Source organism: Nocardia vulneris (assembly GCF_001613425.1).
Lineage (GTDB): Bacteria > Actinomycetota > Actinomycetes > Mycobacteriales > Mycobacteriaceae > Nocardia > Nocardia vulneris.
This window is the reverse complement of the sequence record NZ_BDCI01000004.1, coordinates 257,646-272,845: the sequence shown is the minus strand read 5'-3', so window position 1 is coordinate 272,845 and position 15,200 is coordinate 257,646. Positions and strand designations below refer to the sequence as shown.

The following is a 15,200-nucleotide window of genomic DNA, read 5'->3' as shown; positions in this document are numbered from 1 at the left end:
CAGCGTGGAGCAGTGCCCTTGCCCGGCCCGGCACGGTAAGTGGCCGAACGCGCTATCCTCCTGTGTACGAGGAGGTTTCATGACGCCGGCGGCCCAAATTTTCTCGAAGCCGCAGCACAAGGCGGGTCGGTACGCCGACCTCTGCAGCGCGCTGTTGCTCTGCGCGGGCGCCTTCCTCTTCGGAATGTGCCTGTCGTTCATGGTCGGCATGCTCGGTGCGCCCGGTGGGCACGCCGGCGAGTGCACGGGCACCTGCCGCACCTACGCCGACGCGGGCGTCTACCTGATGGGTTACGGGACATGCGTTCTGGAGCTGGTGGTACTCGCGCTGATGGTCCGGAGTTGGCGGCGTGGTCGCCTCGTCTCGGCATGGCCGATGTGGTCGTTTCCGGCCCTGGTCGTCCTGGCCGCCGTCAGCGTCTTCCTCGTCTTCTTCGGCCCGGCCTTCCCCGGCGACTTCCTGCCCGCGACCCCCGACTACCTGCCCTCCCTGAGCAGAAGTCCCGCACCCACCCCGCCACGCACGCACCGGCGCCGCCACACGAACGAGCCGCCGCCACGCGAACGGGCGGTGAACCAACTGGAGGAGGAGGCAAGACGATGAACCTGGTGGCAGCGGAAACAGTGCTACCAAAAGATCAAGGCCCCGGCAGTCTTGCTACCAAGGCCTTGTGTATGTGCGCCATCAGGGACTCGAACCCCGAACCCGCTGATTAAGAGTCAGCTGCTCTGCCAATTGAGCTAATGGCGCTTGCTCCGTGTTCCGGTGCGTGAGAAACCTTAACAGGCCGAGGGTGCAGATGTGAAATCGCGCCCTGACCGGCGCGGATGGGTGCGTCGGTTGCCGTGTTAACAACGGAGGGGGCGGTTCGGATCTATCCCGTGTAACACCACTGTGTCGACGCGGGATTTGCGTTGGTGCGAGCCCTTCGGACTGGCAGAATGTCCGAATGTGGTCTCGACCGTTCCGCAGACACGGCGGGTTGAGCTGTAGCGGGCGGGATCGACTTGAAACGGGGTTGAAGATGAGCGTTGGACGAGGTCGGCGTCGGTGGATACGACATATCAGCGGGCCTGTTGCCGTGCTGGCGGTGGCGGCGTTGGCCCTGTCGGGTTGCTCCTCGTCCAGTACGACGGACTCGTCCGCGGTCATGATCGACCGTAATCCGCTGCTGGAGTTGATCAAGCCGAAGTTGATGTCCCCGGTCAAGGACGGCGATGTCGGAGTGTCGCCGGGCGTGCCGCTTGCCTTCCACGTCGAAGACGGCCGGTTCACGAATGTGACGTTGGTCAACGCGCAGGACAAGCCGGTGGCGGGCAGGCTGGCCGCGGACGGCCGATCGTGGGAGACCACCGAGGTGCTCGGCTACGGCAAGACCTACCGGTTGAAGGCGGACGCGATCGGTCTCGGCGGCGCCAATTCGGCGACGTTGAGTTTCACGACCAGTTCCCCGGACAGTCAGACCAAGCCGTATCTGCTGCCCGGCGAGGGCGAGGTCGTCGGCATCGGCCAGCCGGTCGCGGTCCAGTTCGACGAGAACATTCCCGACCGCAAAGCCGCCCAGGATGCGATCAAAATCACCACCGAACCCGCGGTGGAGGGCGCGTTCTACTGGGTGAACAATCGTGAGGTCCGGTGGCGGCCGGAGAATTTCTGGGCACCGGGGACCAAGGTCACCATCAACGTGAACGTCTATGGGCGTGACCTCGGCAACGGCCTGTTCGGGCAGGACAACATCCAGTCATTCTTCACCATCGGCGATGCCACGATCTTCACCGCCGACGACAACACCAAGCAGGTGGTGGTCGAGCAGAACGGCCAGGTGATCAAGACCATGCCGACCTCTATGGGCAAGAACAGCACGCCCACCGACAACGGCGTCTACATCGTCGGCGACCGGTTCGACAAGATGATCATGGACTCGTCGACCTACGGCGTGGCGGTGAACTCGCCGGACGGATACAAGACGCCGGTCGACTACGCGACCCGAATCTCCTACAGCGGCATCTTCTTCCACTCCGCGCCGTGGTCGGTCGGGCAGCAGGGCTACAGCAACACCAGTCACGGCTGCCTGAACCTCAGCCCCGCGAACGCGCAGTGGGTGTACCAGAACGCCAAGCGCGGCGACATCACCATCGTCAAGAACACGGTCGGCGGAACGCTGTCCGGCACCGACGGACTCGGGGACTGGAACATCCCGTGGCCGGTGTGGAAGGCGGGCAACGCAGACCGCGGTTAGCCACCACGTTCGGGCGGGCCATCGGTGGGAACCGGTGGCCCGCTCGCTATTTGGCGTCGAAGTAGCACTCGACGATCGCCGTGGTGAACGGAAAGCGGACCGGCGTGGGGCCGAACGTGATGTGCCCCGCGTTCTCGGCGGCGGTGGTGATCGCGGCGGCGACCGTCTCGGCTTCCTCGGCCGGGCAGTGCACGATGACCTCGTCGTGCTGAAAGAAGACGAGTTCGGCGCGGAGCCCGGCGTGCGACATCGCGTGGCGTAGACCGGCCAGTAGCAGCAGGGCCCAGTCGGCGGCGCTGCCCTGCACGACGAAGTTCCTGGTGAAGCGCCCGCGGGCGCGGGCCGCGGAGGTGCCGAACCCGCGGAACTCCTCTTCGTCGTGAGTCGGCTCGACCTCGGGCGCGGTGACCGGCGGACAGGTGCGGCCCAGCCAGGTACGCACCAGACGACCCTCCTCGCCGGCGTGGGCGGCGTCGTCGACATAGGCCATGGCCGCCGGATAGCGGCGACGGAGTTCGGCCACGTGTGCGAGCGCGTCACCGGAGGTCTGGCCATACATCGCGCCCAGCATGGCGATCTTGGCCTGGTCGCGTTCGCCGCCGAACGCGTGGGCCGCCAGATCCGCGTACAGGTCGTCGCCGCGACCGGCGAGTTCCATCAGCCCGGGATCGCGTGACACCGCGGCGAGCACGCGCGGCTCCATCTGGGCGGCGTCGGCGACCACCAGCCGCCAGCCCGGATCCGCGCGAATGGCTTGGCGGATCACCTTCGGAATCTGCAACGCGCCACCGCCGTTGGTGGTCCACCGGCCGGAAACCGTGCCGCCGGGCAGGTATTCGGGCCGGAACCGGCCGTCGTGCACCCACTGTTCCAGCCAGGACCAGCCGTTCGCGGTGTGCAGCCGATAGAGCGACTTGTACGCCAGCAGCGGCGCCACCGCGGGATGATCGATCCGCTGCAGTTCCCATTTCCGCGTGGACGACAGTGAAATCCCCACGCGGGCAAAAGCTCTGATGATGTCCTGGGGCAGGTCCGGGCGCACCCGCACACCGTTGCCGAACGCGCGGGACACCTCGTCGGCCAGTTCCGCCATCCGCCGCGGCTCCAGCCCGCCCGGAAAGCGTTCGCCCAGTAGGTTGTCCAGCAACTCGCGGTGGACGTCCGCGCGCCAGGGGATGCCCGCCAGGTTGAGCTCCGTGGCCACCAGCATGCCCGCCGATTCGGCGGCGAGCAGCAGGCGCATGCGGTCCGGGTGTTCGGTTTTCGCGGTCCTGGCCACCTGTGCCGCGTAAACCTCCAGCAGTGCGGTGAATTCGTCGACGCCGGGCGGCAGTGGCGCCGGGCCGGAATCGAACAGGGACGGCTGGGTCTCGGCGGCCCGGATCGGCGCGTCCGGCGGGACGGGCAGGTTGTGCAGGCGGGCCCACGCGGCCGCGAGCGAGCGGGCCTGGCCCGATTGGCCTTCCTCGTGGCCGATCAGCAAGGACTCGGCGGCCTGCACGTCGTAGCAGCGTTCCACGCGCACGCCCGCCGCCAGCAGCGGACGGTAGATGTCGGTCGTGCTGCGCCAGACCCACCGTTCGACCTCGGGCCGGGACCGCACGGCCGCCGCGAGCGACGGCTCGTCCACCACCGGGCCTGCCGGTCTGCCCTCCTGGTCGAGTGGGCACAGCCGGGCGCCGCCGTCGCCTGTTTCCGCCACCGCCCACCGCATGCCCAGAGTCTGGCAGCAGGGACCGACAATCCGGTGCAGTGCTCGCCCGGGCGAGGTGCGCGGTCCGGACACCGCAAAATGAGGTGCCGAATCGCGGTCCGGTGCGGTGAACTCGACCCATGAGGATCAGACGGGGAACCGGGTCGGACGCGGAGTCCGTCGCGGCACTGCACACGCACAGCTGGCAGACCGCCTACGCGGGCATCATGCCCGACGCATATCTGCACGGATCGTTGCTCGAGGACCGGCTCACTCTCTGGCGGAACCGACTCGACGGCTCACCGTCGGACGGCGCGCTTTTCATCGCCGACGACGCCGACGAATTGCTCGGCTTCGCCTATCTCGTCCCGCGTCCCGACGGCCGCCTCCTGATCGACAACCTGCACGTCCAGCCGCAGCTGAAACGTTCCGGTATCGGCGGGCGACTGCTGCAGCACGTCCTCGCCTGGGCCGCCGCCGAACACCCCGGCACCACCGTCTACCTCGAGGTCCTGAAAGACAACGCCCCCGCGATCGCCTTCTACGAACGCAACGGCGCCACCCGCACCGACGAACGCACCGCCCACTTCGAGCAGGGCTTCGACCTACCCGAACTCGAATACACCTGGCTCCCAGGGGATCTGCCCGGACCGGAGTCGCTCTGGAACCGCTGACTGTCAGCGTGGCACTCGCCCCGCGCCACCGCGATCGGCACAGTCGGCGATCTCGAGCAGACTCCGCTTCCCGCCGGCGCGGGCCCACCACGTAGTCGACTACCGCCAGGGTGACTCGGGCCTGCGAGAGGTGCGAGTAGAGCGCTACGTGCCACGTGCGGGGCGATCGTGCCTTGGGTGTGAGATATCGGTTACGGTGCAGGTAACTTGGAGACGATACAAATGTATCGTCGCGGTATGGAGAACACCGCAGTGCAGCCGTTGTCCGGGGTCCGGGTTGTTTCCCTGGCCGTGAACCTGCCCGGACCGCTCGCGGCCGCGCGTCTCGCGGAACTCGGAGCGCACGTGATCAAGGTGGAGCCGCCGGGTGGGGATCCGCTCGCGGCCGCCGCGCCGGACTGGTATCGCGCGCTGATCGAAAATCAGGAGATCGCCTCGCTCGATTTGAAGCAGGACGCGGACCGACGCAAACTCGACGACCTGCTGCAGCCCGCGGATCTGCTCATCACCTCGATGCGGCCCAGCGCGCTCGTGCGATTGAATCTCGCCCAACCGCAGGAGCGTTTCCCGCGACTGTCGCTGATCGAGATCGTCGGCCACGCCGATGACCCGGAGTTGCCCGGCCACGACCTGAACTATCAAGCCGTACACGGCACGCTCGTCCCGCCACAGATGCCGACGGTGCCGATCGCCGACATGCTCGGCGCCGAACGAACCGTCTCCACGGCGCTGGCCGCGCTGGTCCGCCGCGCGGAAACCGGTGCGGGACAGCCGTATCGCGTGGCATTGGAAGAGGCCGCCGCCCGCGCCGGCGATGCGGTCCGCTATCGGCTGATGGGCACCGACGCCATCCTCGGTGGCGCGTTCCCAGGCTACGGCATCTACCGATGCGCCGACGGCTACGTCGCGCTCGGCGCCGTCGAACCCCACTTCTTCATGCGCACACTGGCCACCTTCGGCGCCGACGGCAGCCACGAAAGCCTGCGTACCGCCTTCGCCGACAAATCCACCGCCGAACTGGAAGCCATCGCCGCCGCCAACGACCTCCCCCTGAACGCCGTCCGCCCCTAGCCCCACCCTTCCCACACCACTTCCGTCTCCCCGCACCCCTTCTGCCATGCCCCAGCGAGTGCGAAGCATCAGGAGGAGTGCGGGAACCTGTCCCGCGAAGCATCGGCGGTCAGCGTTAGCGCGTACGGCGCGCACCTTTCGCCGCCCCGCGCGCGTGTTTGCACGCTGACACGCGCGCGGCGTACTAAAAAGTGCGCGGCGGCCGCTCGACCGCGTGGTGGCTGCCTGCTCTCTGCCCCCTCTGCCATGCCACAGCGAGTGTGAAGCATCAGCAAGGAGTGCGGGAGCACGCCGTCGGAGCGTCGGTTGCGCCGCGCTCCCGCGCCCAGCGTTGGTCAAACACCTCCACGCTGCGCCGCCTTTGGCGCAGAGGCGCTCCCGACACTCGGGACATAAACGTGGCACGACGCGCACCTTTTGCCGTCCCGCGCGCGTGTTTGCATGCAGACACGCGCGCGGCGTAATGGAAAGTGCGCGGCAGCTCACCTGACCGCGTAGTGGTGGCGGCCCGCCAGGTTCGGGCCATGCGGGCTCGTACTGGCGCGCACGTTTCACCTTCCGGCGCGCGTGTCAGCGTGCAGACATGCGCGCGGCGTGATGAAAGGTGCGCGGTGGCTCGCTCTTTGCCCCTTTCCCCGCACCACTTCTGAGTCCTCGCACCCCCTCTGCCATGCCACAGCGAGTGCGAAGCATCAGAAAGAGTGCGGGAGTATGCCTGCGCCGCGTCGGCTGCGCCGCGCTCCCGCGCCCGGCGTTCGCTTGGTTCCCGAGTGCCGAGCGACTCTGCGCCGAAGGCGGCCGCAGGGCGGAGGTGCTCGACTGGCACGGCGCGCACGTTTCGTCTTCCCGCGCGCGTGTCAGCGTGCAGACACGCGCGCGGCGTGATGGAAAGTGCGCGGCGGCCCGACCAGGTGGTGTCGCCCGCAAGGTTCGGATCTTGCGGCGCTTGGGTCGCCGACGCGCACGTTTCGTCGTCCCGCGCGCGTGTCAGCAAGGCAGACACGCGCGTGGCGTAATGAAAGGTGCGCGGCAGCTCACCTGATCGTGCATGGACGCCGAGCAGGTTCGGCCAGCACTTGGCTCGTCGACGCTCTGGGCCGCGGGTAAACAGGAACTAGGCGGCCAGGGGCCTCGGCGAATTCGTCTCTTCAGGACGCAGACACATCAGGTCGACGCGGACACATCAGGTCGACGCGGACACATCAGGCCGACGCGGACACATCAGGCCGACGCGGACACATCAGGTCGACGCGGACACGTCAGGCCGACGCAGACACCAGGCCGACGCAGACGCACCAGGCCGACGCAGACACAGCCACCCACAACCTCGCCCAACCAAAAGGGCCAGGTCAGGAAAACCTGACCTGGCCCGTGAGGGTGACCGACGGGACTCGAACCCGCGACAGCCAGGATCACAACCTGGTGCTCTACCAACTGAACTACGGTCACCATTGCCGGGATGAATACCGGCGCCGTCGATATTAGCGTGTCAACCCTTCGAGTCCCTAATCGGTTTCCGGCACGCCGCTGACCTGGGCTGATTCGACGGCCGATGCGGCGGCGCCGATCTCGGCGGCGACGGCGGCGATCTCGGCGGTGTTCGGGCCGGGGGGCGCGACGAACGCTGTGCGCCGGTAGTACTCGAGTTCGCGGATCGATTCCTTGATGTCGGCGAGCGCGCGATGGGTCAGGCCTTTTTCCGGCTGGCCGAAGTAGATGCGCGGGTACCAGCGCCGGCACAGTTCCTTGATGGAGCTCACGTCGATCATGCGGTAGTGCAGGTGTGCGTCGAGCGCGGGCATGTCGCGGGCGATGAAGCCGCGGTCGGTGGCGATCGAGTTGCCCGCCAGCGGAACGGTCCGCGGCGTCGGCACGTATTGGCGGATGTAGTCGAGCACCTGCTCTTCGGCTTCGGCCATGGTGACGGTGGAGCGGCGTACCTCTTCGGTGAGCCCGGAGCGCGCGTGCATGTCGACGACCACCGGGGGCATCGCGGCCAGCGCCGCGTCGTCGGCGTGGATCACGATGTCCACGCCGTCACCGAGGATGTTGAGGTCGCTGTCGGTGACGAGCGCGGCCACCTCGATCAGCTTGTCGCTGTCCAGGCGCAGGCCCGTCATCTCGCAATCCATCCACACCACATATTTGTCCGACACGGCAGCAACATTAGCTCTGTCCGATTTGCGGCGCCGTCGCGCCGCGTGTTCGCGGCGGGGTGTCTCGGCGGGTTTACGGGTGTGGCGACAATCTCGGCGGGGCGTGCCGCTGCTGTTCGGGCGTTGCGGGGATACAGTTTCGGGCAGATCGGCACAGGCGTTTTCGGTACGACAGCAAACACTGCGTTAGCAGTTCGAGTCAGACCAGACGGAGGACGTGATGGAGCCTGGATCGCGCAGCGATTCGATGGGGGGCGGTCGGGAGGCGGGTGGGCCTACGCCCCAGGAGAAGGCGGCCGCGGCGCGTAAGGCTGCCGAGGAGGCGGCGCGGGTAGCGGCGGAGGCGGCGGCTGCCGCGGAGGAAGCGGAGCGCGAGCTCGCCGAGCAGGAGGCGGGGGCGAGTAAAGCGAAGGCGCAGAGTGCGGCCGCGAAGGCCGACGAAACCGCCGCTGCCGCCGAGGCGGCCGCGGCGAAAGCCGACAAGAAGGAAGCCGCGGCCGCGAACGACGCCACGGGCTCGGCGGCCGCGCAGGAGATCGCCGCCGGCTACGCCTTCGACGGGGTGGCGTTGGAGCTCGGCACCGTGGTGGTCGACGGCGAGGTGGATACCACGGCGCGCGTGCGCATCCCGATGCGCACGATGAACCGGCACGGCCTGGTGGCGGGCGCGACGGGCACCGGTAAGACGAAGACTTTGCAGGGCATCGCCGAACAGCTCTCGCGCGCAGGCGTTCCCGTGGTCCTCGCGGATATCAAGGGCGATCTGTCCGGTCTCTCGCAGCCGGGTCAGGCCAACGACAAACTCAGTGCCAGGGCGGCCGAAACGGGTGCGCAGGACTGGGCGCCGACGGGGTATCCCACCGAGTTCGTCTCGCTCGGCACCAACGGCATCGGGGTGCCGATCCGCGCGACGATCACCTCGTTCGGCCCGGTGTTGCTCAGTAAAGTGCTGGGGCTCAACGAAACTCAGGAATCGACGCTGGGTCTGATCTTCCACTGGGCGGACAAGAACGGTCTCGCCCTGCTCGACCTGAAGGATCTGCGTGCCGTCATCACGCATCTCACCAGCCCCGAGGGCAAGGAGGACCTCAAGGGCATCGGCGGCGTCTCGGCGGCCACCGCGGGCGTGATCCTGCGCGCGCTGGTGAACCTCGAGGCCGACGGCGGCGACACGTTCTTCGGTGAGCCGGAACTGGATCCGAGCGATCTGGTGCGGGTCGCGGGCGGCCAGGGCGTCATCACGCTGTTCGAGCTCGGCGCCCAGGCGGCGCGGCCGGTGATGTTCTCCACCTTCCTGATGTGGGTGCTCGCCGACCTGTTCCAGACGTTGCCCGAGGTGGGCGATATCGACAAGCCGAAGCTGGTGTTCATCTTCGACGAGGCGCACCTGCTGTTCGCGGACGCCTCCAAGGCTTTCCTGGATCAGGTGGAGCAGACCGTCAAGCTGATCCGCTCCAAGGGCGTCGGCGTGTTCTTCTGCACGCAGCTGCCCACCGATATCCCGAACCCCGTGCTGTCGCAGCTGGGCGCGCGCATCCAGCATGCGTTGCGCGCCTTCACCCCCGACGATCAGAAGGCGCTGTCGAAGACGGTGCGCACCTACCCGAAGACCAGCACCTACGATCTGGAGAAGGCGCTCACCTCGCTCGGCACGGGTGAGGCCGTCGTGACGGTGCTTTCGGAGAAGGGCGCGCCGACCCCGGTGGCGTGGACCAGGATTCAGCCGCCGCGCTCGCTGATGGACACCATCGGTGACGACGCGATCAAGTCGCGCGCGCTGTCGAGTTCGTTGCAGGGCAAGTACGGTCAAACTGTCGACCGGGAGTCGGCTTACGAGATCCTGGCCGCGAAAGTGCAGGCAGCAGAACAGAATCCGGAGGTCGCCGCACCTGCACCGGGACGCTCCGCGAAGGGTGACGACGAGTCGACCGCCGAGCGCATCATGAAAAACCCTGCGGTGAAAAGCTTCCTGCGTTCCGCCGCCACCGCTGCGGGCCGGGAGATCAGTCGCAGCATCTTCGGCACGCGCAAGCGCTGACCGGTTCCCCCCGACTCGGCCTGCCGGATCGGGGGGTCCTGTAGCTGTTCTCAGCTCGCGTCGCGATCCAGCAGGTGCGGTTCACGGCGGAGCAGTTCCGTGCATCGGCCACCCCGTACGCCGATCACCGACATCGCGGGCCCGCGATGGTATGCACCGGTGCACGGCACGGCCAGTATTTCGCCGGGGCGTAGGTCGGCGGGCAACCGTACGTCGGCCGCGAGGATGACGTCGCCCGCGCGCCCCGCGACGGTGGCGCTGGACAGCGGCCCGGACGGCCGCCGATTCGCCACCACCGTGCCCGCGTAGGCGCTGTTGCCGCCGCGCTCCTCGCTATCGATGACGACCGAAATGCGGCCGCCGTCATTGTGTTTCACCGACAGCACGCGGTACAGCGTGACACCTGCCCGCGCGACGATGCCGCGCCCCGGCTCCAGCGCGATGTTCGGCCGGGGGAAATGCTGTCGCGCACAGGCGGCGTCGAGTGCGTCCTCGATGATCGCGGCGAGCTCGGTGAGGTTCATCTCGGCGTCGCCGTTGCGATACGCGATGGCGTGACCGCCACCCAGGTCCAGATCGGTGAGCAGGCGCTCGTGGTCGCGGCGGACCTGCGCCATCTCGGCGACCAGTCGCCGGATCGCCTCGCCGTAGTGGTCCGGGTTGTAGATCTGCGAACCGAGATGGCAGTGGAAGCCGATCAGTTCGAGCGTCGGCGTGCCCAGTACCCGGGCCACCGCGGTGGCGATGTCACCGAGCGCGAAGCCGGGGGCGTCGGCGTCGTCCCAGGTCGGGTAGCCGTCGCGGCCGATCCCCGGCGCGACGCGCAGCAGCACGCGCTGCGGTCGGGTGGCGATCGAGGCGAGCACGCCGATCTCGTCCAACGATCCGACCACGATCCGGCCGACCCGGCGGGCCACCGCGGTCTCCAGCGTGGCGCGCGGAGTCCGGTTGGCATGCAAGATGATTCGCTTCGGATCGACGCCCGCGGCGAAGGCTGCGGTCAAGTCCGCCGCCGTGCCCGCGACCACCGAGAGCCCCTCGGCGGTGACCCAGTTCGCGATGCCGCGCACCAGCAAGGCCGTTGCGGCGTAGCCGATCTCGGCCTCGGCGAAGGTCTTGCGGTATACCCGGCAGCGCTGTCTGACCTCGCGCTCGTCGACCACCCGCAGCGCGGTGCCGTAGTTGTCGGCGATCTCGGTGAGCGCCACGCCGGCGAGCACGATCCGGCCCCCGGCATCGTAGGTGGCGCCGGCGGGCCACACCGCGGAATCCAGCAGTGTGGCCGCACCCGGCCGAGGTGGCGACAAGAAGTCCACTAGCGTCACGGCTGCTCTCCTGATCCGCTCCCCGCTTTCGCTGTGCTGCGGGGCCTACCAACTACTACGCCCTTGCGTAGACCCGGGGCGGGTCGCTTAGCGCAACCTTGACCACCGGCCCCGCGATCTTGACGAATCACTGACACGCGCCGATCCCGGAGCGCGCACCGGCCTGGCGCATGGACAGACCGGTGCGAACCGCTCAGTACCCGACGTCGCGGCTCAGCAGATCCGCGGTGGTCTCCCGGCGTACCAGCTCCCGGCACTGTCCGTGGCGCACCGCGACGATCGGCGGACGGCCCACGCTGTTGTAGGACGAGGCGAGGCTGTGGTGGTAGGCGCCGGTGCTGGGCACCGCGAGCACCTCGCCGGGGCGCAGGTCGACCGGGAGTTGCACGTCGGTGGCCAGGATGTCACCCGCCTCGCAGAACCGTCCCGCGACCGTCGCGGTCATGCTCGCGCAGGTGGGGTGCCGGTTCGCGACGACGACGCTGTAGCGCGCCCCGTACAGCGCGACGCGCGGGTTGTCGCTCATGCCGCCGTCCACGGTCACGTAGGTGTGCCCGCCTTCGATGTGCTTGACCGAGAGCACCCGGTACAGCGTGACGCCCGCGTGCGCGACGATCGCGCGGCCCGGTTCCAGCGAGATGGTCGGGCGCGGGAAGTGCTGGCGCGCGCAGGCCGCGTCGAGCGCGTCCTCGATGATGGCGGCCAGGTCGGCGAGGTCCATCGCGATATCACCGGTGCGGTAGGCCACCGCGTGCCCGCCGCCGAGGTCGAGTTCGGTAAGCAGGTGGCCGTGGTCGGCGCGCACCCGCGCCATCTCGGCGACCATCCGGCGTACCGCCTCGCCGTAGTAGTCCGGATCGTGGATCTGCGAGCCGAGGTGGCAGTGGAAGCCCACCAGGTTCAGCTTGGGCTGGCGCAGGATGCGCGCGACCGCCTCGGCCGCGGTGTCGCCGCCGAGCGGGAAGCCGAACTTCTGATCGGTGACACCGGTTTTCACCGCGGGATGTCCGTGCACGTCGATGCCGGGGGAGAGGCGGAGCAGGACATTCTGCGAATCGGTGACCAGCGCCGAGAGCAGGGTGATCTCGGCCAGCGAGTCGACCACGATGCGGCCGACCCCGGCCTGCACCGCGGCGGTCAGTTCGTCGAAGGATTTGCCGTTGCCGTGCATGATGATCCGGCGCGGTGCGACGCCGGCGGCGAGTGCGATGGCCAGCTCCCCGGCGGAGCACACGTCCACCGACAGTCCCTCCTGGGAAACCCAGTTGGCGACCGCGCGGATCATCAAAGCCTTACCGGCATAGATGATCTCGGCCTCGGGGAAGGCCTTGCGGTAGGCCCGGCAGCGTTCCCGGACCTCGCGCTCGTCCAGGACGTAGGTCGGAGTGCCGTACTGGTCCGCGATATCGGCTAGGGCGACCCCGCCGATCGTTATGCGGCCCGCGTCGTCGTAATGCGTGTCCTGCGGCCATACCGCCGAGTCGAGGCGCGAGGGCATTCCCGACTTCAGCGACGGGAAAATTTCGAGCAGCGTCACGGTGTCTCCTGTGTGCGCCCCCGCTATTCCGTATGCGGGGCCGTTGTCAGGACTACGCCGATTCCCCCTGGGCAAACGTCCAGCTTACGGGTGCTTGACGAGCCGAGCCCCGATCTTGACGGAACCTTGACCAGGTCCGTGACCGCAGTCTCAGCCGCCAAGTTTGCGGTAGAAGGCGCCCGCGATGGGTGCGGTGACGGCGCGCGGCCCGTACTGCCCCGCGACGCTCATGCCCTTGCTGATCAAGCCCGGCACGACGCGCATCTTGTTGCGGGCCAGCGCGTCGATGGACACCTTCGCGGTGTACTCCGAGGAGACCCACATGAAATCGGGCACCAGCCGGTCCACGATCGACGCCTCGGCGGGATCGGGCGTCTCGGTGCGCACCGGGCCGGGCGCGAGCAAGGTGACGTGCACGCCGGAATCCTTCAGCTCGCCGCGCAGTGACTCGCAGAAGGTGTTGGCGAAGGCCTTGCTCGCGGCGTAGGTCGCGTTGTTCGGGATCGGCATGTTCCCCGCGGCCGAGCCGCTGATCAGGATGCCGCCGGCGCCGCGCGCGATCATGCCGGGCAGTACCGCGAGCGTGAGGTCGTGCACCGCAACGGCATTCAGTTCCATCTGCGCCCGCTCGTAGGCGAGATCGAGCTCGGCGACCGCGCCGAAGGTGGCGATCCCGGCGTTGTTGCACAGGATCGCGATGTCGCGGGCGCCGAGTTCCTCGACCAGGGCGCCGCGCTGGGTGCGGTCGGACAGATCGACCGCGCGCACCTCGGCGGTGATGCCGTGCGCCAGCGTCAGCCGCTGCGCGAGCTCGGTGAGCACCTCACCACGGCGGGCGACCAGGATCAGCGAATAGCCGCGGGCGGCGAGGTCGGCGGCCAGCGCGGTGCCGATGCCGGAGGAGGCGCCGGTGACCACGGCGCGGTTCTCGGAGGTGGGGGAGGGCAAGCTCACGCCAGGAGCCTAAGCGATGTTTCGGGACGACGAGGCGGGCGGTCTGCCGAGACCTCGGCTAGTGGGCCGGATTGTCCAGCGGAGCTGTCTGCACGTCCGTCGGCGCGGGCGAGCGGACCGGCAGCAGGGCGCCGAGCCCGAGCGCGAGCACGAGGACGAGCCCGACGATGCCCGCTCGATCGGTGTCGAACAGAATCGTGAACAGGGCGAACGAGAGCGGCGCGAGGAACGACACCGCGCGTCCGGTGGTGGTGTAGAGGCCGAAGATCTGACCTTCCCGTCCCGGCGGAGCCAGGCGGGCGAGGAAGGAGCGGGACGCGGACTGCGCCGGCCCGACGAACACGGTGAGCAGCAGCCCGAAGATCCAGAACATCAGCGGGCCCGACACCACCAGCAGCGCGAGGCCGCACACGATCATCGATACCAGCGAGACCACGATGACGCGTTTCGGCCCGCCCCGGTCGTCGAGCCGTCCCGCGACGATCGCGCCCAGTGCCGCAACCACATTGGCCGCGATGCCGAACAGCAGCACATCGGCCTCGGCGATGTCGTACACCCGGACCGCGAGCACCGCGCCGAAGGTGAAGACGCCCGCCAGCCCGTCGCGGAAGACCGCGCTGGCCAACAGGAACCAGACGATGCGCTGATCGACGCGCCACAGCTCACCCAGATCCCGGAACAGCACCTTGTACGACGCGAAGAACCCGGCGTTCGCGGCGCCGGGATCGGCGTCGGTGCGCGGTAATTCGGGGACGCTGAACAGTACCGGCAGCGCGAACGCCGCGAACCAGACCGCCGCGACGACGGCGACCAACCGGATGTTGAGTCCGTCGTCGGTGGGGATGCCGAGCAGCCCGCGGTTGTCGCCGTCACCGGAGATGAAACCGAAGTAGCAGATCAGCAGCAGGAAGATGCCGCCGAAATAGCCCATGGCCCAGCCGAATCCGGAGACCCGCCCGACGTTGTCCGGGGTGGACACCTGGCGCAGCATGGCGTTGTAGGGCACGCTGGCCAGCTCGAAGAAGGCGGAGCCGAGTCCGAGCAGCAGCAGGCCGTACCCGAGATAGTGGTAGTCGTCGTGCACGAAGAACAGCAGCGTCATCGACGCGATGCAGAGCCCGGTCAAGAAGGCAAGGGAGCGTTTGCGTTTCGCCGACGCGTCGAATCGCTGCCCGAAGATCGGCGCGGTCAGCGCCACCAACAGCCCGGCGGCACCGAGGGTCAAGCCCAGCCAGGTACTCGAGGAGAAGGGGCCCGGCAGATCGTCACCGACCTTGTCGGTCAGGTACACGGAGAAGACGAAGGTGAGGATCACGGCGTTGAAGGCGGACGATCCCCAGTCCCAGAATCCCCACGCCACCACCTGTGCGCGCCCGGCGGCCTGTCCGACAGTCGCTCGCGCGTTCACCTCGGTCATGCCGCGCAGCCTATCCGCCGCGGGCCCCGCCGGTGGCCGACAAAGCGGCCTGCGCGCCGATTTGATACCGGGGTGCTACGCGCGCAGCGCAGGTC

At 68.3% G+C, this 15,200-nt stretch carries 11 protein-coding genes and 2 tRNA genes; 5 read left to right on the top strand and 8 right to left on the bottom strand.

Going from position 1 to position 15,200, the window contains the following annotated elements; all coding sequences use genetic code 11:
- Nucleotides 1-79: 79 nt before the first annotated feature.
- A complete protein-coding gene (locus NVU01S_RS07290; RefSeq protein ID WP_043669861.1) occupies nucleotides 80-604 on the top strand; it encodes a hypothetical protein in 525 nt (174 codons plus the stop codon).
- A gap of 74 nt (nucleotides 605-678) precedes the next feature.
- Here NVU01S_RS07290 and NVU01S_RS07285 read toward each other — a convergent pair.
- Nucleotides 679-751: transfer RNA gene (locus NVU01S_RS07285), tRNA-Lys, on the bottom strand.
- A gap of 274 nt (nucleotides 752-1,025) precedes the next feature.
- Here NVU01S_RS07285 and NVU01S_RS07280 point away from each other — a divergent pair.
- Entirely contained in the window at nucleotides 1,026-2,240 is a 1,215-nt protein-coding gene (locus NVU01S_RS07280) for a L,D-transpeptidase (protein ID WP_043669858.1), read from the top strand.
- 46 nt (nucleotides 2,241-2,286) lie between these two features.
- Here NVU01S_RS07280 and NVU01S_RS07275 read toward each other — a convergent pair whose 3' ends face one another.
- Complete coding sequence (locus NVU01S_RS07275; RefSeq protein ID WP_043669856.1) at nucleotides 2,287-3,954, bottom strand: bifunctional 3'-5' exonuclease/DNA polymerase; 1,668 nt, start codon at nucleotides 3,952-3,954, stop codon at nucleotides 2,287-2,289.
- 119 nt (nucleotides 3,955-4,073) lie between these two features.
- On the opposite strand from NVU01S_RS07275, the gene NVU01S_RS07270 reads away from it, so the two are divergent.
- Together NVU01S_RS07270 and NVU01S_RS07265 are read left to right on the top strand one after the other, a co-directional pair.
- Nucleotides 4,074-4,607, top strand: coding sequence for a GNAT family N-acetyltransferase (locus NVU01S_RS07270; protein ID WP_043669853.1), 534 nt, complete (start codon nucleotides 4,074-4,076; stop codon nucleotides 4,605-4,607).
- A 222-nt stretch (nucleotides 4,608-4,829) separates the two neighbouring features.
- Nucleotides 4,830-5,678 carry a CoA transferase gene (locus NVU01S_RS07265; protein WP_043669851.1) on the top strand — a complete coding sequence of 283 codons (849 nt, stop codon included), beginning with the start codon at nucleotides 4,830-4,832 and terminating at the stop codon, nucleotides 5,676-5,678.
- A gap of 1,376 nt (nucleotides 5,679-7,054) precedes the next feature.
- On the opposite strand, the gene NVU01S_RS07260 is transcribed toward NVU01S_RS07265, so the two are convergent.
- Both NVU01S_RS07260 and orn read right to left on the bottom strand, forming a co-directional pair.
- Nucleotides 7,055-7,127, bottom strand: a tRNA-His gene (locus NVU01S_RS07260).
- Nucleotides 7,128-7,183: 56 nt separating this feature from the next.
- Nucleotides 7,184-7,834, bottom strand: a complete 651-nt coding sequence (gene orn / locus NVU01S_RS07255; protein WP_043669848.1) for an oligoribonuclease — start codon at nucleotides 7,832-7,834, stop codon at nucleotides 7,184-7,186.
- A 247-nt stretch (nucleotides 7,835-8,081) separates the two neighbouring features.
- Here orn and NVU01S_RS07250 point away from each other — a divergent pair, with 247 nt between their 5' ends.
- Entirely contained in the window at nucleotides 8,082-9,872 is a 1,791-nt protein-coding gene (locus NVU01S_RS07250) for a helicase HerA-like domain-containing protein (RefSeq protein ID WP_043669951.1), read from the top strand.
- 50 nt (nucleotides 9,873-9,922) lie between these two features.
- Here NVU01S_RS07250 and NVU01S_RS07245 read toward each other — a convergent pair whose 3' ends face one another.
- The 4 genes from NVU01S_RS07245 to NVU01S_RS07230 all read right to left on the bottom strand — a co-directional run bounded on the left by NVU01S_RS07245 (nucleotide 9,923) and on the right by NVU01S_RS07230 (nucleotide 15,105).
- Nucleotides 9,923-11,197 carry a diaminopimelate decarboxylase family protein gene (locus NVU01S_RS07245; protein ID WP_043669845.1) on the bottom strand — a complete coding sequence of 425 codons (1,275 nt, stop codon included), beginning with the start codon at nucleotides 11,195-11,197 and terminating at the stop codon, nucleotides 9,923-9,925.
- Nucleotides 11,198-11,390: 193 nt separating this feature from the next.
- On the bottom strand, nucleotides 11,391-12,734 hold the full coding sequence (gene lysA / locus NVU01S_RS07240) for a diaminopimelate decarboxylase (RefSeq protein WP_043669842.1): 1,344 nt from the start codon (nucleotides 12,732-12,734) through the stop codon (nucleotides 11,391-11,393).
- A gap of 150 nt (nucleotides 12,735-12,884) precedes the next feature.
- Nucleotides 12,885-13,688 (bottom strand): mycolate reductase, encoded by an 804-nt coding sequence (cmrA, locus tag NVU01S_RS07235; protein ID WP_014982429.1) that lies wholly within the window; start codon nucleotides 13,686-13,688, stop codon nucleotides 12,885-12,887.
- Nucleotides 13,689-13,746: 58 nt separating this feature from the next.
- A complete protein-coding gene (locus NVU01S_RS07230) occupies nucleotides 13,747-15,105 on the bottom strand; it encodes an MFS transporter (protein WP_043669838.1) in 1,359 nt (452 codons plus the stop codon).
- Nucleotides 15,106-15,200: the final 95 nt, after the last annotated feature.

Bases quoted from the DNA above. Each gene is read 5' to 3' on its own strand.
- NVU01S_RS07265 (WP_043669851.1), top strand. From the start codon at position 4,830: ATGTATCGTCGCGGTATGGAGAACACCGCAGTGCAGCCGTTGTCCGGG.
- NVU01S_RS07230 (WP_043669838.1), bottom strand. From the start codon at position 15,105: ATGACCGAGGTGAACGCGCGAGCGACTGTCGGACAGGCCGCCGGGCGC.
- NVU01S_RS07275 (WP_043669856.1), bottom strand. From the start codon at position 3,954: ATGCGGTGGGCGGTGGCGGAAACAGGCGACGGCGGCGCCCGGCTGTGC.
- NVU01S_RS07270 (WP_043669853.1), top strand. From the start codon at position 4,074: ATGAGGATCAGACGGGGAACCGGGTCGGACGCGGAGTCCGTCGCGGCA.
- NVU01S_RS07250 (WP_043669951.1), top strand. From the start codon at position 8,082: ATGGGGGGCGGTCGGGAGGCGGGTGGGCCTACGCCCCAGGAGAAGGCG.
- NVU01S_RS07280 (WP_043669858.1), top strand. From the start codon at position 1,026: ATGAGCGTTGGACGAGGTCGGCGTCGGTGGATACGACATATCAGCGGG.
- NVU01S_RS07290 (WP_043669861.1), top strand. From the start codon at position 80: ATGACGCCGGCGGCCCAAATTTTCTCGAAGCCGCAGCACAAGGCGGGT.